The following is an 18213-nucleotide window of genomic DNA, read 5'->3' as shown; positions in this document are numbered from 1 at the left end:
GTTTTGGCGTGCGCTCTCAACGGCGCGCGCGGCCCATCCCAATGATAAATCAGTTTCTTCTCAGGGGGCCGCAAGCACGCGCTCGCACTGCCGAGGCATGGGCGGTTTCTCCGGTTCTTTTCCCGGCTCTTTCGGCGGCGGCGTCTCGCCCCGCAGCAGTGTGTAGAACTCGTCGCTGAACCACCAGTCCAGGTCGTCGCCACAGGGGTCGCCCCGCACCGGCCGCTGGGGTTTGCAATATTCATCGCCCTCGGGGCAGGTCAGGCGCACATGGAAATGATAGTTGTGTTCCCACCAGGGGCGCACCTTGCGCAGCCACTCGTTGTCATCGCCGGCGATGCTGCACAGCTTTCGCTTGATGGTGGGGTGGACGAAGATGCGCTCCACCCGCGCGTCTTCCGAAGCCAGGCGCAGTATCCGCGGAACCCTGTCGTCCCAGTTCTTTTCGATCAGCCGGTGATTGCGGGCGTCCGCGAGCGGTTTGGCGGAGATATTGTCCCGCTCCCAGGGGCTCAGCGGGCGCTCGGCGGCGCGCCAGTCCTGGGAGTACCAGATGTCGATGTCCAGCCCCATCTGGTGGCTGCGGTGGCCGGAGCTGAAGGGCCCGCCTCGGGCCATGGACATATCGCCGATCTGCACGCGGCCCAGGCCGTTGTTCGCAACCCGGGCGGAAAAATCCTTGAGGAACTGGATGGTAGCCGGGTGGCCGTAGTGCCGGTCGCGGCCTGTGCGCACCAGTTGGAAGCCCTTGCCGCGCAGGGGCATCTGTTCGGCGCCGCTCAGGCAGCCGTTGGTGTAGGTGCCGATGCTGGCGGAGACCTGGGAGGAGGGGCGTGAGACTTTTTCCCAGGGGTTGGCGGTGGCGCCGGAGGCCAGCGCGGTGGTCAAAAGGATAGCGGCGAGGGATCGATACATTGGTACTCTAACTGCAACTTCATGGGGGTGCGCGGTGCGCACCGTTCGGGTTTGGCGGTGCACTGGGCGCACCTCGTGCCTCTTTCGAGTCCCGATAATTATAGGGGGTTCCCTTCTCTGCCCGTGAACCGGGTATCTCCGTGCAGGCGGCCGTCTCTGAGGCGATGCCGATGGAGGTGCGCAGGTACTCCGATGCGCCGTTTGTTGAAGTGGTGCAGGATATCGCGCCGGTGCAGTTCCGCCTAGGGCTGCGGCACCATCGTGACTGTGAAAAGCGTGATAGAGTGAAAAGACTGTTCACTGAAAGTGAAGGCTTGGTCATGTCGCGTCTACCCCCGATCGTTCCGGCTGTTCTCATCTCATGCTGGGCGGCAACCGCCGCCTTCGCCCAGCCCATCCACACCGATCCACGCTATTACCGGGTTACCGGGGTGGCGGCGGACGACGTTCTCAATATCAGGTCGGCGCCGACTGCAAGCGCGGAGATCGTTGGTAAGTTCGAACCGGGCGCACAGCCTGTGGAGGTTCTCGACACCGACAAGGGCTGGGCCCGGGTGATCATTGGCGAGGGCATGGGTTGGGCCTCTGCCGATTATCTCGAACCCATCCAGATGTCGCCGATTGGTGACTCGACGCTCCCCGCGGGGCTCTTGTGCGCTGGCACCGAGCCGTTCTGGAGTCTCCATATTGACCGGGAATCGGTCACCTACAGTGCCGCCGGCGCTGAGGACCGTGTCATGAGCGTCGTCAAAGCGGACGGCTTCGCCGGTGCTGGACCGGGTACAAACTTTGTCATCGCCTCGGGGGAGGGTAGCAGTATCACCGCCGTGGTTTCCAACCAGCGCTGTTCGGATGGGATGAGCGATCGCGACTATCCGCGTCGGATCGATGTGGTGCTTTCCGGTGCCGACGGTGTGACCGGGCTGACAGGGTGTTGTCGTGTGCCGGTGAATTAGAGGTCCGGGCACTCGTTCAGATCGGGGCACCATGCCGCTTGGTCGTGTGCAGTGTTTGCTGTGGGGCCTGCCCCGCAGGCGAAAAGACGGCGCTAAACGGCAATGCCGTTATTCGCCAGCAGGGCTGGCTCCCACTGGCGGGTCCCATCCTCAAGAGTACTAAGACTGGTTCTGCAAACTCCGAAACTTGAGTAAGAAAGTATAAGCTCCTCCCTTGTCCAGGCTTGCCTTGGCTCCATCCACCCCTGCCGCCTGAAACTTACCCGTTTCCTCCCGCGCCTTATGGCCCCCGCCGGTTGAAATAGTCGCCATTCGCCCAATTCACGAACGGATTGCAAAGTCACTCCTTTCCGGAGAGGTGGCGGGTAAAGACACAAAAAGAATTGCTGTGCAAAAAAATCGGCAGATCCACTCTAGAGGGAATAAAATATTTATTTTTGAATAAATTATGCCATTTATGCATTGATTTACGAAATAAATTATTCTACGGTATGGCTGCAAATGTCTGGCTGCATCAAGAAGTAAGGCGGTAACCAGGAGGGGATGCAATCCGCCACAACTTCGCCGAAAGAGCGAGATTACTGCATCGCGCCGCGCAGGTCGGTCAAGCAATTGCAACACGCTCGGCCGATGTGCAATCCGTAGGTGCCAGTAGGGCACATCTCCAAAAATAATAAGGAGAACACCATGTTACGAATCACCATGTTACGAACCACTATGCTGGGAGCACTGGCGGCCGGTTTGATGTCATTGCCGGCTGCCGCCGCAATCCACAAGAGCCCGTCCAATTGCGGCGAGACCTTCAATGCCAACAACTGGATTGGCCCGCCCAGCCGCGACCACTGTCCGTTCGGTTCGATCGACTGGCAGAGCTTCGGCGGCGATGCGATCAACAGTGAGCCCGTGCGGGCCACTGCGGACGGCACTGCCTACGCCCACAACGCGGGCAGCGCCAACTATGGCCGCTCCCGCACGCGGTACGCGCACCTGTCGACCCAGGTGCGCAGCCCCGGCCAGTCGATGTCGGTCAGCCGCGGCACCCAGATCGGCACGGTTGGCTCGACCGGCGGCGCCAGCGCGCCGCACCTGCACTATGAGCAGAGGTTCGCCAACGGCACGGTGGAAACCTCGCCGACTGTTGAGGGCGTCACCGTTTCTCAGGGCCAGAAGAAGCCCATCACCTGCTCGAACAATTGCGACGGCGGAGGTAACCCCTACACGCTGACCGATGTCGGAGATAACCCCTACACGCCGACCGATGTGTGCGGAAGCGGCTTCAGCGTGATCAACTCGCACGGGCTCAGCGGCGGGACTGTCTACCTGCTGTGGAACGGCAGCAGCGGCCAGAACTGCGTGGTGACAATAAAGACCTCCAACACCGACTCACCGTCATCGGTATCGGCGTCCCTGCAAGTCAAGGGCGGCACCAAGGTGACCGACTCCGGCAGCTTCAACTATTACGCCGGACCGGTCAAAGAGTCCGTGTCGAACCAATGCGTGAAATGGGGCGGCTCGGTCGGGAGCAGTTCTTGGGAGAGTCCGTTCGAACATTGCCGCAGTAACATCACCACTAAAGATTGGGGCAACTTGTACCAGTGGAATACGAGGGGGAGTGCATCCGTAAGTGGGGGAATTTTGACATTGCAGTCTACGGGTAATGTATCTAATGTCCATAAGATCAATTTTAATATACCTCAAACCTACCGGTTGGCTTTCAGGGCAAAAGTGACTGATTATGGATCTATTAACAATGACGCTACCTTGGGAATCAAAGTTGTAGACGGTAAATACAGATTGATGTTCAAAAGACAAGCCGATGGTATCTATTGTATCACGGCGGACAGTAATGGCTGGAAGAAGATTGTCTCGGACTCGGCATCCACTGCCTGGACGGAATACAGAATTGATGTCAGCGAGGGTGAGGCCTCGTTCCAATACAAGCCGGACGGCGGGAGCTGGAGTGATTGGCATACCGTTTCATTAGCTGAAAACACGAATGCAGACAGGCTTGAACACTGGACAAATTCAAATTCATCAACTGTAAAATTTGATTGGACAAAAATTATTGTGGATGATTATTCCACTGCAAATTCCCCGTATGTATTCCATAGAACCTATCCGGTTATTAACGGAGGGAATCAAAATGTTTCTGATTTTATCGTAATACCGGGAACACCAACTACAATAAGGAACTTATATAGGGATAGCCTTACCAATGGGGAATTCAGGATGTATTGGACGGAGTCTACGGATGACGGCTTTACATGGTCTACCCCGGTGCGAGCTGCTTTTGCAGGAGAGGATGACGATGCAAACAATATTTTCAGGACGTCACAGGGAACCATCATCAGACAGAGAAGATCAATCTATCCGGATAATAAAAAAGAGATATGGATTGAACGGTCCAGCAACAATGGAGCAACTTTTTCCGGACGTATAACGCTTGGCTATTTTATTAATCCGATGCCCGGGAAAATTATGCAAACCAGTACAGGCAGAATATTCATATGCACTGCGTCTGGTAACGGAAAAGGTGATGGAGATGAAGGCGCCAGGATCTTTTATAGCGATGACGATGGCCAAACGTGGACCATGACGTACCATTTTAACGCGGTACAATTAAATGTGTCTTTTGGGGAAGTGGACATTATTGAATTGCCTAACGGAGACATACGGGCTTATGGAAGATCATATTCAGGCCACTTGTATACCTCCGTATCGACAGATGCCGGTACTGTGACAGGTGCTTCTACCTGGACTGCACCGGTTGCCTCCTCTTTACAGTCGCCGAATAATTCATTCGCGTTGGAGGAGGATCCATACAATGAAGGGACATATTATATGGTATGGACACATAATACAGTCGGTGGTTCTCCATGGGCCAACAGGAACAATATTGCATTGGCGAAGAGTGCGGACGGAATAAACTGGTCCTGGGTGGATTTTATCTCTCGTACGCCGCTCAATTATCCGAAAGGCTGGTTTAAATATAATAATACAAACATGGAGATAACCCCGACTGCTTTGCTGATCTCAGCGCAGAGGGATGAGGATAATACAGGGGAAAAGGACTTTAAATTACATTACTGGAGGGTAAACAAAGCTGCTATAAAGACTAAGGGCCGTTTTCCGAAGGTTCCAAATCCATAGGAATCCTGTTGCCGATTGAAGTGGAAGATACTAATGGGCTGCCGGCAACGAAATGCTTGCCGACAGCCCACTTTAGATGGATGTCTTGATCGAGATTTTTCTTGATGGTTGCCGCTACTCTTGTGGATATGGTGATAAACATTCGCGGATTTAATTTATAGCGTTCATCCCGAATCATCGTCGCATGAATGGGCGGATCGAAATAGGTACGTTGATGGCACACGTCCGTGTTTCGATACATACAAACGGCGTGGGCAATGACCTGGAAGCGCGCGGCAAAATGCTTCTCGGTGCCCGCTCGCCGGCCAGACCTTTGCCAATGCGCCCATGACCGCGGTGCATGCCCTCGCCTATCCCCTCGGGCGACCACTTCCATATCCCCCATCCCCCGCAGCCGCGAGTCAATATGCGGAACTGGCGCCTATCAGCATGGGCGACGATTTCCACTCCGGTTCCGGCGAGGAAGTCACCACATAGTTGATCGGATGAGTCGAAAAACTGATAGAAAAAAACCGTTGAATTGCCCAACCTCCTCGTGACTGCAGGGTGTCGGAAGGCGCCCTGAAACGATTTCCCGATGGGGCTGCGCACTTGGTTGAAATGGCCGTCATACGCTGGTTCGCGGACGGATTGCAGGGTGTTCTATTCCGGAAAAATGGCGGGTAAAGACACAGAAGGGATCACTAATAGTGCAAAAAATCGGCAGCAGTTCACTTCCGGGGAATAAAGCATTCAAAATGTGAATAAATTATGCTTTTTTCTATTGTCGTTTTTGATAAATTATTCTACGGTGTTCCTGCAAATGGCTGACTGCGTCAAGAAGTAAGGTGGTAAACAGAGATGCAGATCCGCCACAACTTCGCCGGGAGAGCAAAATTGCTGCATCACGCCGCGCACGTCGGTCAAGCAATTGCAATGCGCTCGGCCGGCGTGCAATCCGCAGGTGCCAATACGGCACATCTCCAAAAAATAAGGAAAAGGAGAACACCATGTTACGAACCACCCTACTGGGAGCACTGGCAGCCGGTTTTATGTCGATGTTATTGACGACTGCCGCTACTGCAGCAACCCATAAGAGCCCATTCAATTGCGGCAAGACCTTCAACGCCAACAACTGGACGCCGGGCCACAATCCGAGCGGTTCGATCGACTGGCAGAACTATGGCAGCGATGCGATCAACGGTGAACCCGTGCGGGCCACGGCGGGCGGCACCGCCTACTTCAAAAACGCGGGCAGCACCAGCTATGGCCGCTGGGTCGAGATTCGCCACGACGACGGCACCCGCACGCGGTACGCGCACCTGTCGACCCAGGTGCGCAGCCCCGGCCAGTCGATGTCGGTCAGCCGCGGCACCCAGATCGGCACGGTCGGCTCGACCGGCGGTTCCAGTGCGCCGCACCTGCACTATGAGCAGAGGTTCGCCAACGGCGCGGTGGACACCTCACCGACCGTCGAGGGCGTTACCGTCTATCGGGGCCAGAAGAAGGCCATCACCAGCTCGAACAACTGCGGCGGCGGAGACAACCCCTACACGCCGGACGAGGTGTGCGGGAACGGCTTCAGCGCGATCGACTCCCACGGGCTCAGCGGTGGGAGGGTCTACCTGCTGTGGAACGGAAGCAGCGGCCAGAATTGCGTGGTGACGATAAAGTCCTCCAAGGTCGGCTCACCGTCATCGGTGTCGGCGTCCTTGCAAATCGAGGGCGAGAGCAAGGTCACCGACTCTGGCGATTTCAGCTATTACGCCGGACCGATCAAGGGGGCCGCGGCGAACCAATGCGTGAAGTGGGGCGGCTCGGTCGGGAGCAGCTCTTGGGAGAGCCGTTTCGGGCATTGCGGCAGTTAGGCCTGTACCGCAGGGAAACAGGCGTGGCGGGGCATCGTCCCCGCCGCATCCTTCCAGAACTCGGCACCTCGCGCAGTCAATTGTTCAGTCTGGGCGCAGGTGAATCGCAGGCCACCGTGCATAACCAGCAGACAAGTTCTATATGAAATCTATTAAATTTCTATTTCCAGATATCTGTATATTCCTGTTATTTGCAGCAAGTGCGATTTGCGCACACGCCTCTGAAGACTTTTCTATCGTGCTGCTTCCGGATACACAAAACTATGCCGAAAAACCCTCATACGGCGTTTACCGGCATCAAACCCAATGGATCGTTAACCAAAAGCAGGCGCGCAATATCCAGTTCGTCGCGCACCTGGGCGACATTACCCAACACGATGTCATGGAACAATGGCAGGTTGCGGATCAGGCGCACGCCCTCCTGGATAACGCCCAGATACCGTTCAGTATGACCCCGGGCAATCACGATTTCTATCCGAGCAAGGCAATACACGCAAGACAATCCATGTTCGTCAATTACTTTGGCCCACAGCGATATGCCGGCAAGTCCTGGTATGGGGGTGCATTTAATTCCACCAACGAAAACAACTATATGTATTTCAGTGCCAATGGAATGGATTTTCTGGTGGTCAGCCTGGAATTTGCGCCGCGTAAGGATGTGGTAACCTGGGCAAACAAGGTCATTCAACATCACCCCAATCACCGCGTTATTGTGGCCACACATTGCTATCAAAATTCCTATGGCGATCACACAACGGGTTGGGCTGATCACTACAATGTGGAAGGCCGGGAAGGGATCGACCTATGGGAAGAACTCTTGCAGCGTCACAGCAATATTTTCTTAATGGTCAGCGGTCATATTCAAGGCACATCTTACAACAAGAGGGTCGGTCAGAACGGCAATGTGGTTCATGAGATATTAACTGACTTTCAATCTGAGCCTGTACTTGGCAATGGGACTGCCCTCGGCAATGGCTGGTTGCGGATGCTCACGTTCAAACCTGATGAAAATAAAATCAGCGTAGAAACGCTGAGTGTGGAAGCTGGTAATACCAGTATTTTCTCCGGGGGAAGGCCGCAGTTTTACCTGAATTACAATAGAATTTCCAACCCCACTGCCGACAGACACAATAAAATGAATTTTGATCTGTCGTATGATATGCAAACCATTCCCGGCTATTCCTATAGTATAGGCGACCCGCAATACAAAGATCGCAAAGCCCACACCAGTCTTCAGGGGAACCATGTTCGCCCGCAAATAGTCTCCCTGGAGAATGGAAATTCAATTGTGGTGTGGCAGGACGACCGCGACAACAACGGCTATTATCAGATCCATGCGCGCGCCTTCGACAGTGACGGCAATGCTCTGTTCAATGATATTACCGTAAACTATACTGCCAGCGGACAACAACTCAGCCCTTCGGTGGCCTCGGATGAGAACGGTAATTTTGTTGTTGTCTGGGAAGATGACCAGGACAATAACGGAAATTATCAAATATATGTGCGCGGCTTCCATGCAAATGGAAGTGAACGGTTTTCTGACATGGCGGTAAGCGGTATCTCCGCGGGGCAACAACGCGCGCCGGCGATAGCCATGGATGCAAGTGGTAATTTCGTTGTTGCGTGGCAGGACGACAGGGACGGCAATGGTTATTTCCAGATCAAGGCGAAAGGTTTTAGTCCTGAAGGAGGTCAGCGGTTTTCAGACCGCACGGTGAACTCGGTAGCTGCCGGTCAGCAGTATAACCCTGCTGTCGCCATGGGGGAGGATGGAGATTTTGTGGTTGTTTGGGAAGACGACCAGGAAAATGATGATAACTTCACTATCCTCGGCCGTGGTTTCAATCCGTCGGGCACCGAACGTATCAGCGACTTTAACGTTAACAGCGTTACCACTGGTGATCAAGGCGCGCCCGATATAGCCATGGACTCTTTCGGACGCTTTATCGTGGCCTGGGAAGATGACAAGGACGGCAACGGCTATTACCAGATCTATGCCCGGGCCTTTAATGCCGACGGCAGAGAGCGGCTTCACGACTTCACGGTCAATTCCACCGCTGACGGGCAACAGCGGGCCCCGGGTGTAGGCGTGGATGCCGTGGGTAATTTTGTCATTGCGTTTGAGGATGATAATGACGGAAACGATTACAACCAGATTTACGCACGCTCGTTCAACAGCAGCGGGTCCCAGCACAAAGCTGACTTTACCGTTAATAGTGACGGCACCGGACATCAATATCGGCCCGCAGTAGAGCTTAAGGGTTCCAATATAACGGTAACCTGGGAGGATGATATGGACGGTGACGGCGGATATGCTGTACTGATGAGAAATTTTCCGTGGCAAGAAAGCGGGATGGCAAAAGTCGCCACGGACAGCGAACCGTTAAGCAACTACACCGTTTCAGATCAGCAAGACGTGCTAACCGGAAAGGAATTGATAGCGGTTTACCCTGATTCCCCGGGAGGAGATTATAAAAATCCAAGCAGGCAGTAAATATCGGGAGTAAAGGGGGCGAGAGCTCCCTTTTGCCCCGCTCGTGTTGGCAATCGTTCCCGATGCCTGTCTCGTCCAATAAATCTCGGCATTTTCCTGCTTTGCCCGAGCTTTGATTTTCCGAGGACAGTCGCCTGTCTTCGACGCCTTGCCGCAATTCCGCGATGCAGCCGCGCGTTTGTTGAAATAGCCGCCATCCGCTCCAATGCAATGAATAAAATATTCAAAATGTGAATAAATTATGCTTTTCGGCATTGTCATTGCTTATAAATTATTCTACGGTGCTTGCTGATGGCGGACTGCGTCAAGAAGTAAGGCGGTAACAGGAGAATGCAGATCCGTCACAACTTCGCTGGGAGAGTAAAACTGTTGTGTCACGCCGTACGCGCCAATATGCAGGCGTCGGTCAAGCAGTTGCAACGCGCTCGGCCGGCGTGTAATCCGTGCCAGTACGGCACGTCTCCAAAAATAAGGATAAGGAGAACACCATGTTACGAAACACTATGCTGGGAGCGCTGGCGGCCGGTTTGATGTCATTGACGGCTGCTGCATCGGCGCAGGAGATGAATCGCGAATTGGCCGAGATGGCGGCGCTCGAGGAACAGCAACTCGTCGAAGCGCGTGCCGCCTACCCGCAGTATTTTGCCGAAGCCTACGCGCGGTACCCGGAAATTCCACGCGGCATACTGGAAGCAATTGCCTGGTCCAAAAGCCGGTGGCAGCATCTGGTGCCGGCGGAGAAACAGGAGCCACATCACCGTATGCCATCGGCCTACGGCGTGATGGGTTTGTATGGCGGCGATGGCTTTGTCGATCAGGTCGGCGAGGCCGCGCGCCTGCTCCTGGTCGATCGGGCCGCGATCATCGCCGATCCGCGGATGAACATTCTCGCCGCCGCGGCGCTGTTGGCCGATGAAATCTACTGGCAAGCCGCGGTGATCAAAACCCCGGAAGACATGGCGCCGATACTGGCACGCTTTGCCGGTTTTCCTTCCGAGAAAGAAAAATCTGCAGTTGATGACTTCGCCCGTGACAGCTTCGCTTTCGATGTGCTGCTGTCGCTGGAGCGCGGCGTCAAGGACAAAGGCGCCGTGGTGCCGAAAATTCCAGTGGCCTGGAAACAGGCGTTTGACCGCAGCACGCTGGTAAGAATGCGAGCGCCATTCGTGCGCCTGGATGTGAGCCGCGACCATATCGAGGCCAGCGGTGCCACCATTGACCCGACAACCGGTATCGTGAAGCGCGACACCGAGGGCGAGTTGGCGGTACAAAGCACCGACTACGGCCCGGCAATCTGGAACCCGGCCCATACATCCAATTTTACCGCCACGCGCAACAGCGCGGTCAGCGCGGTGACCATTCATACCACCGATGGCAACTACGCCGGCGCTATTTCCTGGTTCAAGGACCCTGAGGCCGACGTCAGCGCGCATTACGTCATCCGTTCGTCCGATGGCCAGGTGACCCAGATGGTGCGCGAGGCACACCGCGCCTGGCACGTCCGCGGTGGTCACAACGACTACACCATAGGCATCGAGCATGAAGCCTTTGTGGACAATAGTGCCTGGTATACCAGCGCCATGTACCGTTCGTCGGCCGCGTTGGTGCGAAACCTGTGCAGCAAGTACAGCGGTATCAGTTGTTCGTCGGCCTACGACGGCCCGTCGCATAGAGGTGTCGTGGTGCTGCCCACCAGTATTCGCATCAAAGGTCACCAGCACTACAGCGGTAATAATCATGTCGACCCCGGCATTTACTGGAACTGGTCTAGTTACCACAGCCTACTCAATGGCGGTGACGGTGGCGGCGATGGTGGCGGCGGTGGCAATCCCTACACGCCGGCGGAAGCGTGCGGGAGCGGCTTCAATGTGATCAACTCGCACACGCTCAGCGGGGGGAAAATCTACCTGCTATGGAACGGAAGCAGCGGCCAGAACTGCGTAGTGACAATGAAGAGCTCCGACATCGGCTCGCCGTCATCGGTATCGGCGTCACTGCAGGTCGAGGGCGGCACCAAGACGACCGACTCCGGCAATTTCAGCTATTACGCTGGACCGATCAAGCAGTCCGCGTCGAACGACTGCGTGAAATGGGGCGGCTCGGTCGGGAACAGTTCCTGGGAGAGTCCGTTCGAACATTGCGGTAGTTAGCGCCGCAGGGAAACAGGTGCGGTGGGCGAGGCTCCACCGCGCCCCGTCCGGGCGGTTCGCTCAGCCCACTTTCCAGGTCCACCCATCGTTATCTGTCATCGTATAACGGGTGGGAATCTATGAGAAAACCCGTACATTAGCGTCCTCTTCTGGCGGTGAGAATACTGGTGTCCGGTTTTTTATTTCATCAAACTGTAGGCATCGATTATGATTCAAGTTCAAACGTTGGGTCGTATCAAAAAGCAATTAAATATACCCACATATGCTGTTCTTATAGCGCTTATTTCGGCAATGGCTGCGTTGCCCGTTTTTGCGGCCACTCCTGAGAATACTGTAAACGCTTCGGCAACACTCGCATACAATCTCAAAGGACTTAAGCACAACGTAGTTGTTCAGAAAGCTTACATCGCTTCAAAGTATATATACGTAACTCAGCGCTCCAGGGGTACATGCTATCTTTCAAGGCTGCTTATAAACGGAAATAACGCGACATACGTTGATGAAATGGCCATTACCAATGCGGGCCATTGCCAAACGCTTGATATGTATTCATACAACGGAAGTTATTACTTTTATTTCAGTTCAAAAGCGGATCCTTCAACAAGGTATTACTGGTCACTCCAGGTGGCAAGACTTAAATACTCTCCAGGTGCTACATATAATTATACGGATCTTCATCGGTTCACCTATATGAATTACGCCAATGAGACCGGTACAAGATTGGGGACGACATATCGTGTTACTGGCGGCGGAAACAGTAAATATACTGTTTTCCGTATACAAACCAAGGAAAGAACCGTAACCTGGTCAATTTATGATACGGCAGCATTAAACCAGCTTCTTGACAAAAATAAAATGGTGCGAATGGACAGCGCGGCAGCGAAAAGGGCTTCCATTACCAGTTTTACGCAGTCGGAAAGTAATATAGTCAGACCAAACGGATCTTTCCAGGGGCTTGATATGCTCGGCAATACGAAAATATTTACATCAGGCGGCGGGGAAGGCGACACTCCTCGGATTGCCAGGATGTCAAACGCAGGAGCCTACAAGACCCTTGTGAATATTAAAAATGTGGGATCTCGTGAAATTGAGGGAGTACAGACAAAAAATGGGAACGTATATTTTACTATCGTTACAGATCCGGTAAATAAAAGAAGCACACAGAAAATTTACTACGTTCCTGAGAGCATATTCAGTTCCGGTGGCGGTAGCGGCGACAACCCCTATTCGCCGACTGAGATATGCGGGAACGGCTTCAGCGTGATCAACTCGCACACACTTAGCGGCGGGATTATCTACCTGCTGTGGAGCGGAAGCAGCGGCCAGAACTGCGTAGTGACAATGAAGACCTCCAACACTGGCTTACCGTCAGCTGTGTCGGCGTCCCTGCAAGTTGAGGGCGGCACCAAGACGACCGACTCCGGCAATTTCAGCTTTTATGCCGGACCGGTCAAGAAGTCCGCATCGAATGAATGCGTGAAATGGGGCGGCTCGGTTGGGAGCAGTTCCTGGGAGAGTCTGTTCGAACATTGTGGCAGTTAGCGGCGCAGGGGAAACACCGATGCATTCCTGTCCAACTTATCCCGGTTGAGATGTGAGGCGGGAGGTACTGGTTTGTAAGGCTACGATATATGAACACAGGTGAATAAATGAAAATTTCTATTTTATTGTTAATTTTCCTCAGCGTATTCGCAGGAAAATCTTATTCAAACGACATCGCCGCCCCACAGGCAGCCGGGGAGTTCTACACCGACCCCGGCTCCAATGCCTACAAGTGGGTGGGGTTGAACGGCGGCAGCGCCAACGCCGAGACCATCAGGACCCATATCGCCGAACAGGCCGGCGGCAAGTGGTACGGTACCCAGCACGACCAGCCGTGGGATGTGCAGCCGGTAGGGGACTACGTCTCCGACGCCGCGGCGGCCGGACAGGTCCCGATCCTGGTGGCCTACAACATGTACCAGCGCGACTGCGGCGGCGAGTCCAATGGCGGTGCGAGTTCGAAGCAATCCTATAAGGCCTGGATCGACGACTTCGCTTCCGCCATCGGCGATCGCGAGGCCCTCGTTGTCCTCGAACCAGACGCCCTCACCCAATACCTGGTGTGCGGCAACATCGACAAGCCCGCCCGCCAGGAGTTGCTGGCCTACGCGGTAAACTCCCTGGCCAGCAAGACGAGCAACGCCCAGGTCTACCTGGACGCGGGCAACGCCGAATGGCCCGGCGACGCTTCCTCCATCGCCGCCGCCCTCCAGGAGGCCGGCGTGAAGAAGATCGACGGCTTCGCCCTCAACGTCTCCAACCACTACGAGACCTACAAATCCCACGACCGGGCCGGGGCCATCAACTACTTCCTCGGCACCAGGGCCGGCTATGTGGTCGACACCAGCCGCAACGGCGCCGGCAAGACCGACACCAGCGAGAACGGCTGGTGCAACCCCAAGGGCGCTATGCTGGGCGAGCACTCCAGGTACACCCCCGACGGCCCGGCCGACGCGGTGCTGTGGCTGAAGGTCCCCGGTGACTCCGACGGCAGCTGCAACTACGGCGAGGGCATCCCCGCCGGACAGTTCAGCGAGAAGCTGGCCATGGCCCTCATTACGGGTGATTACGATGACGGCGATGGCGGTGACGTCGGCAGCGGAGACAACCCCTACTCGCCGACTGAGATATGCGGGAACGGCTTCAGCGTGATTAACTCTCACGCACTTGGCGGCGGGACTATCTACCTGCTGTGGAGCGGAAGCAGCGGCCAGAACTGCGTGGTGACAATGAAGACCTCCAACACTGGCTTACCGTCACCGGTGTCGGCATCCCTGCAAGTCGAGGGCGGTACCCAGACGACCGACTCCGGCAATTTCAGCTATTACGCCGGACCGGTTAAGAAGTCCGCGTCAAACGACTGCGTGAAATGGGGCGGCTCGGTCGGGAGCAGTTCCTGGGAGAGTCCGTTCGAACATTGTGGCGGTTAGCCGTAGGGAAAATGGGGGTGGGGGAGCGAGACTCTGCGATTCCCAATCCCCATTGCTCAATTGTCCGTTTTGAAGAGAACTTGTAGGAGCGGTCCGGCCGGGAGCGGTCCGGCCGGGAGCGGTCCATGCCCGCGATCAGTGTCTGAAAAAACGGAAACCCTGATCGCGGGCATGGCCCGCTCCTACAGCGCATCATCATTTCGAGCGTCGGCATCCAAATCGGCAGTCCTGCCGATTTGTCCCGAGTCTCAATAAATAGGGCCCGGCTTACCCATTCCGTGAGCCTATTATCTCCGCACAGGCGGCCAGCAGCGCGTCCATCTCTCCATCGGTGCCGATGGAGATGCGCAGGTACTCACTGATGCGCGGCTTGTTGAAATAGCGCACCAGGATATCCCGGCGGCGCAGTTCGCGGTACAGGTCTTCCGCGCCGATGCCCCGCGGCCGCGCAAGGATGAAATTGGCTTTGGACGGCACTACCTCAAACTCCAGCCCGGTCAGTGCTGCGACCACGCGTTCGCGGGTGGCGATCACCCGGGCACTGCTGTCCGCCAGCCAGGCGCTGTCCTGCACCGCCGCCAGTGCCACGCGCTGGGCGACGCTGTCGATGGGGTAGGAGTTGAACGAGTTCTTGGTGCGCTCCAGTCCCTCGATGAGGTGCCGCTGTCCCAAGGCATAACCCAGGCGCAGTCCGGCCAGGGCATGGGATTTGGACAGGGTGCGGATCACCAACAGGTTTGGGTGATCGCCGATCAGACGCACCGCACTTTCGCCGCCGAAGTCGATATAGGCTTCGTCGATGGCGACCACCCGCTGGGGCTGCAGCCGCAGCAGCCTTTCGATCTCCTCCAAGGGCAGGTAGCGGCCGGTGGGGGCGTTGGGATTGGGCAGGATTACGCCGGCGGCGGGGCCGGCGTAGTTTTCCACCGCCAGGCTGAAGTCGTCCCGCAGCGGCGGCATGCGGTAGTCGATGCTGTAGAGCTGGCAATAGACCGGGTAGAAGCTGTAGGTGATGTCCGGGAACAGCAGTGGTTCCGGACGGCGAAAGAAGCTGTAGAAGCTGTGCGCCAGCACTTCATCGGAACCGTTGCCCACAAACACCTGGCCGCTGTCGAGGCCGTACTGCCTGGCGATGGCAGTGCACAGCTCGGTGGATTCCGGGTCCGGGTAGCGGCGCAGGGCTTCCGCCAGTTGTTTGTCCGCCAGCGCCTCCAGCGCGCGGGGCGAGGGCGGGTAGGGGTTCTCGTTGGTGTTCAGCTTGATCAGCCGGCCGCGGGGCTGTTCCCCGGGGACATAGGGTTCCAGTTGTGCCAGCTCGGGGCTCCAGAAGGGATTGCTCAAGACTCTGTCTCCGTCTCCTGCCCGGTGGGAGTTTGCTGTTCCGGCGCGTCCTTCACCTCATCCTCCGCCTCGTCCTCATCGCGGGCTTTTTTATCCAGGGGAATATCGAACAGTGCCGGCGAACCGGCGATAAACTGCCCCATGGGCACCGGTTCGCGCCACAACATGTCTTCGTACTTGATCTCGGTGGAGATCTCCGGCAGTGCGCTGAAATCGCGCATCCCGCCGATATCCTCGGCCATTCCCAGGCCGAGAAAGCTCCAGGGCAGCAGCAACGCTACGCCCCAGCGCCAGCGCGGGGACAGGTTCATGGCCAGGAAGCAGGCGCACCAGAGCATGGCGGGCAGCAGTAATGCGAGTACCAAGAGGTCGAGTACGCCCTTCCAACTGCCGAGGGCGTAGTTGAAATCCAGCAGGCCGCCGAACCACTCCCAGGCCGCATACAGCAGGGCTCCGAGGGCGGCGATCGACAGGTGGGTAAAGAATCGCGTCTCGTGCCGCACCACCCGGCCGATAAAGGCCCAGGCCGCCGCGTAAACCAGCAGGCCCACCACGCTGCCCGCCACCAGGTTCGCCGCCAGTGTCCACTCGTAACTGCGCGCATAGCCCAGGTAGCTGATCGCCAGGGTGGAAAGGCCCACGGTGAACAGCAGCGCGAAGGCTGCCGCCGGGTGCGAGAGCCGTCCGAACAGTCTCTCCAGCGAGTGCAGCGGCAGCGCCGGCGACACCCTTGCCTCGCTGTCGGTAAAGCGCAGATGGGTCTTGCCCAGTTGTATCTCGTCGCCGGACTCGATGGCGCGCTCGTTGAAGGCGCCCGACTTTACCGATTTGTCGCGGTTGTTGCCGAGCAGTTGGCTGCCGTTCGCGCTATGCAGGTCCCGCAGAGTGTAGCCACCGTCTTCGTCGCGCACCACCTCCGCGTGGCGGGGGTCGGCGTGGGGGTCGTCGAGGATGACATCGTTATGATAGGCGCGCCCCAGGGTGAAACGCTCGCCGTCCATGCGATAGCGGGCCTGTACCCGCTGGGAACGGTTGAGTTCTTCGATAATCAGTGCCATTGGATCTCGCTCGTGAACTTCTCGGAAAAGGCGGTCGCCGACTCCTCGGTAAATCCGGACAGAGTGAAGTGGCTGACCAGGGCGCGGTCCTTCTGGTCCACGGTGAGGCTCAGGAAGAAAATATCGTACAGGTCCGGGAACTGCTGGTAGCGGCGCACGCAGTAGCTGGTGCGGGCCCGCACCGGCTGCCGGTCGTTATCGGCCTTGGATTTCCCAACTTTGCGCTCCTGGGAGGTAAAGCCCTGGCGGCAGCGGAAGTTGGTGACGTCGTCCTCGCCGGCCATATTGCCGGGGTAAAAGCTGCTCATCTGGCTTTCGTATTCGCTGTAGAAACGCGAGGGCAGCAGGTCGTCCGCCTCCAGCCAGAAAAACTCGTATTCCACCCGGCCGGTGTTGAAATTCTCCGACAGGTAGATCACGTCCTGGCCGGTGCAACCCTTGTCGATGCGCTTGACCGGGTTGTCCTCGTCCTCCTCGGAGTTGCCCCAGCACTGGATGGAGGAGAGTATCTCCCCCACCACCATGGCATCCCCCAGGGGGCGTAGTTTCCACTCTGCCTCCAGTACGGAGTCGATAATTTTCTGCTGGTTGTCGAGCAACTGCCGGTGGGTAGTGGCCTGCAGGTCGACAGGGCGGCCGTCCTGCCGCTGGTAGTGTTCCCGCAGCGCGATCAGCTTTTCCACCGGTACCAGGAAACTGATCTGGTTGCCGGCGGTGGCCACATTGATTCCCACCACCTCCCCTTTGGCGTCGATCACCGGCCCGCCGCTCATGCCGGGATTGATCGAGCCGGAAAAGTGAATGCGGTCGTAGAAACTGCCGGCGGCAATGCCGTTGTAGGTACCCGGCACCAGGGTCATGCCCAGGTCCAGGGGATTGCCCAGGGAGATGATGGTGGTTCCGTGACTGGGGGCGTGCCGGGACAGATTGATATGTTCCGGGCCGGGCTTGTCCTGGCGCAGCAGTGCCAGGTCGTTGACCACATCGATATCCAGCAGCTCCAGCTCGCCCCGGTTGCCGTCCACCGACAGGTACTGCAGGCGATATTTCTCCGGCTTGCGCACTGCCTCCGCCACCACATGGTAATTGGTCGCGACCAGGCCGTCGGCGGAGATCTGGAAGCCGGAACCGATGGCCGCCTTGGAGTTGGAGGACTTTTCGATCAGGCGGATCTGGTAGAGGCTCTCGCGATAGTCGCTGTAGAGCTTTTCGTAACTTTGCGCCGAGGCGAAACCGGTAAAACAGCAGAACAACAGGATAAGCAGGCGCATGCGCAGGGGCTGTCTCTTTTTTGATTAATTTATGGGCAGAAAGGTGGGATGGTAAGTGG

At 56.6% G+C, this 18213-nt stretch carries 12 protein-coding genes; 7 read left to right on the top strand and 5 right to left on the bottom strand.

The genetic code is table 11. The features are described from left to right. Positions 1 to 60: 60 nt before the first annotated feature. On the bottom strand, positions 61 to 915 hold the full coding sequence (mepA, locus tag FHS09_RS03010; RefSeq protein ID WP_183456548.1) for a penicillin-insensitive murein endopeptidase: 855 nt from the start codon (positions 913 to 915) through the stop codon (positions 61 to 63). Between the two features lie 140 nt (positions 916 to 1055). Here mepA and FHS09_RS03005 point away from each other — a divergent pair, with 140 nt between their 5' ends. Next, positions 1056 to 1871, top strand: coding sequence for an SH3 domain-containing protein (locus FHS09_RS03005; RefSeq protein WP_183456546.1), 816 nt, complete (start codon positions 1056 to 1058; stop codon positions 1869 to 1871). 687 nt (positions 1872 to 2558) lie between these two features. Next, entirely contained in the window at positions 2559 to 5021 is a 2463-nt protein-coding gene (locus FHS09_RS03000; protein ID WP_183456544.1) for an exo-alpha-sialidase, read from the top strand. On the opposite strand, the gene FHS09_RS02995 is transcribed toward FHS09_RS03000, so the two are convergent. Further along, on the bottom strand, positions 4987 to 5397 hold the full coding sequence (locus tag FHS09_RS02995) for a hypothetical protein (RefSeq protein WP_183456543.1): 411 nt from the start codon (positions 5395 to 5397) through the stop codon (positions 4987 to 4989). The genes FHS09_RS03000 and FHS09_RS02995 overlap by 35 nt on opposite strands. Before the next feature lie 613 nt (positions 5398 to 6010). Here FHS09_RS02995 and FHS09_RS02990 point away from each other — a divergent pair. The 5 genes from FHS09_RS02990 (at position 6011) to FHS09_RS02970 (ending at position 14484) form a co-directional block, all read left to right on the top strand. Next, on the top strand, positions 6011 to 6868 hold the full coding sequence (locus FHS09_RS02990; RefSeq protein ID WP_183456541.1) for a M23 family metallopeptidase: 858 nt from the start codon (positions 6011 to 6013) through the stop codon (positions 6866 to 6868). A 142-nt stretch (positions 6869 to 7010) separates the two neighbouring features. Beyond that, a complete protein-coding gene (locus FHS09_RS02985; RefSeq protein ID WP_183456539.1) occupies positions 7011 to 9362 on the top strand; it encodes a metallophosphoesterase in 2352 nt (783 codons plus the stop codon). Between the two features lie 488 nt (positions 9363 to 9850). After that, entirely contained in the window at positions 9851 to 11512 is a 1662-nt protein-coding gene (locus FHS09_RS02980; protein ID WP_221191761.1) for an N-acetylmuramoyl-L-alanine amidase, read from the top strand. A gap of 207 nt (positions 11513 to 11719) precedes the next feature. Then, positions 11720 to 13054, top strand: coding sequence for a helveticin J family class III bacteriocin (locus FHS09_RS02975; RefSeq protein ID WP_183456536.1), 1335 nt, complete (start codon positions 11720 to 11722; stop codon positions 13052 to 13054). Between the two features lie 107 nt (positions 13055 to 13161). Continuing rightward, positions 13162 to 14484: a glycoside hydrolase family 6 protein gene (locus FHS09_RS02970; protein WP_183456534.1), complete on the top strand. Its 1323-nt coding sequence runs from the start codon at positions 13162 to 13164 to the stop codon at positions 14482 to 14484. Positions 14485 to 14751: 267 nt separating this feature from the next. On the opposite strand, the gene hisC is transcribed toward FHS09_RS02970, so the two are convergent. Genes hisC through FHS09_RS02955 form a run of 3 tightly spaced genes read right to left on the bottom strand, consistent with a single transcriptional unit; the run spans position 14752 to position 18154 of the window. Further along, the gene (hisC, locus tag FHS09_RS02965; RefSeq protein WP_183456533.1) at positions 14752 to 15825 is read right to left on the bottom strand and encodes a histidinol-phosphate transaminase; all 1074 of its coding nucleotides are present in this window, start codon (positions 15823 to 15825) and stop codon (positions 14752 to 14754) included. Further along, complete coding sequence (locus FHS09_RS02960) at positions 15822 to 16883, bottom strand: FHA domain-containing protein (protein WP_183456531.1); 1062 nt, start codon at positions 16881 to 16883, stop codon at positions 15822 to 15824. Before FHS09_RS02960 ends, hisC begins: the two co-directional genes overlap by 4 nt. After that, positions 16874 to 18154, bottom strand: a complete 1281-nt coding sequence (locus FHS09_RS02955; RefSeq protein WP_183456529.1) for a S1C family serine protease — start codon at positions 18152 to 18154, stop codon at positions 16874 to 16876. Before FHS09_RS02955 ends, FHS09_RS02960 begins: the two co-directional genes overlap by 10 nt. Between the last annotated feature and the right edge of the window lie 59 nt (positions 18155 to 18213).

This window comes from Microbulbifer rhizosphaerae, assembly GCF_014191725.1.
Classification (GTDB): domain Bacteria; phylum Pseudomonadota; class Gammaproteobacteria; order Pseudomonadales; family Cellvibrionaceae; genus Microbulbifer; species Microbulbifer rhizosphaerae.
Note: the sequence above shows the minus strand (reverse complement) of the source record. Positions and strands in the feature narration are given on the sequence as shown.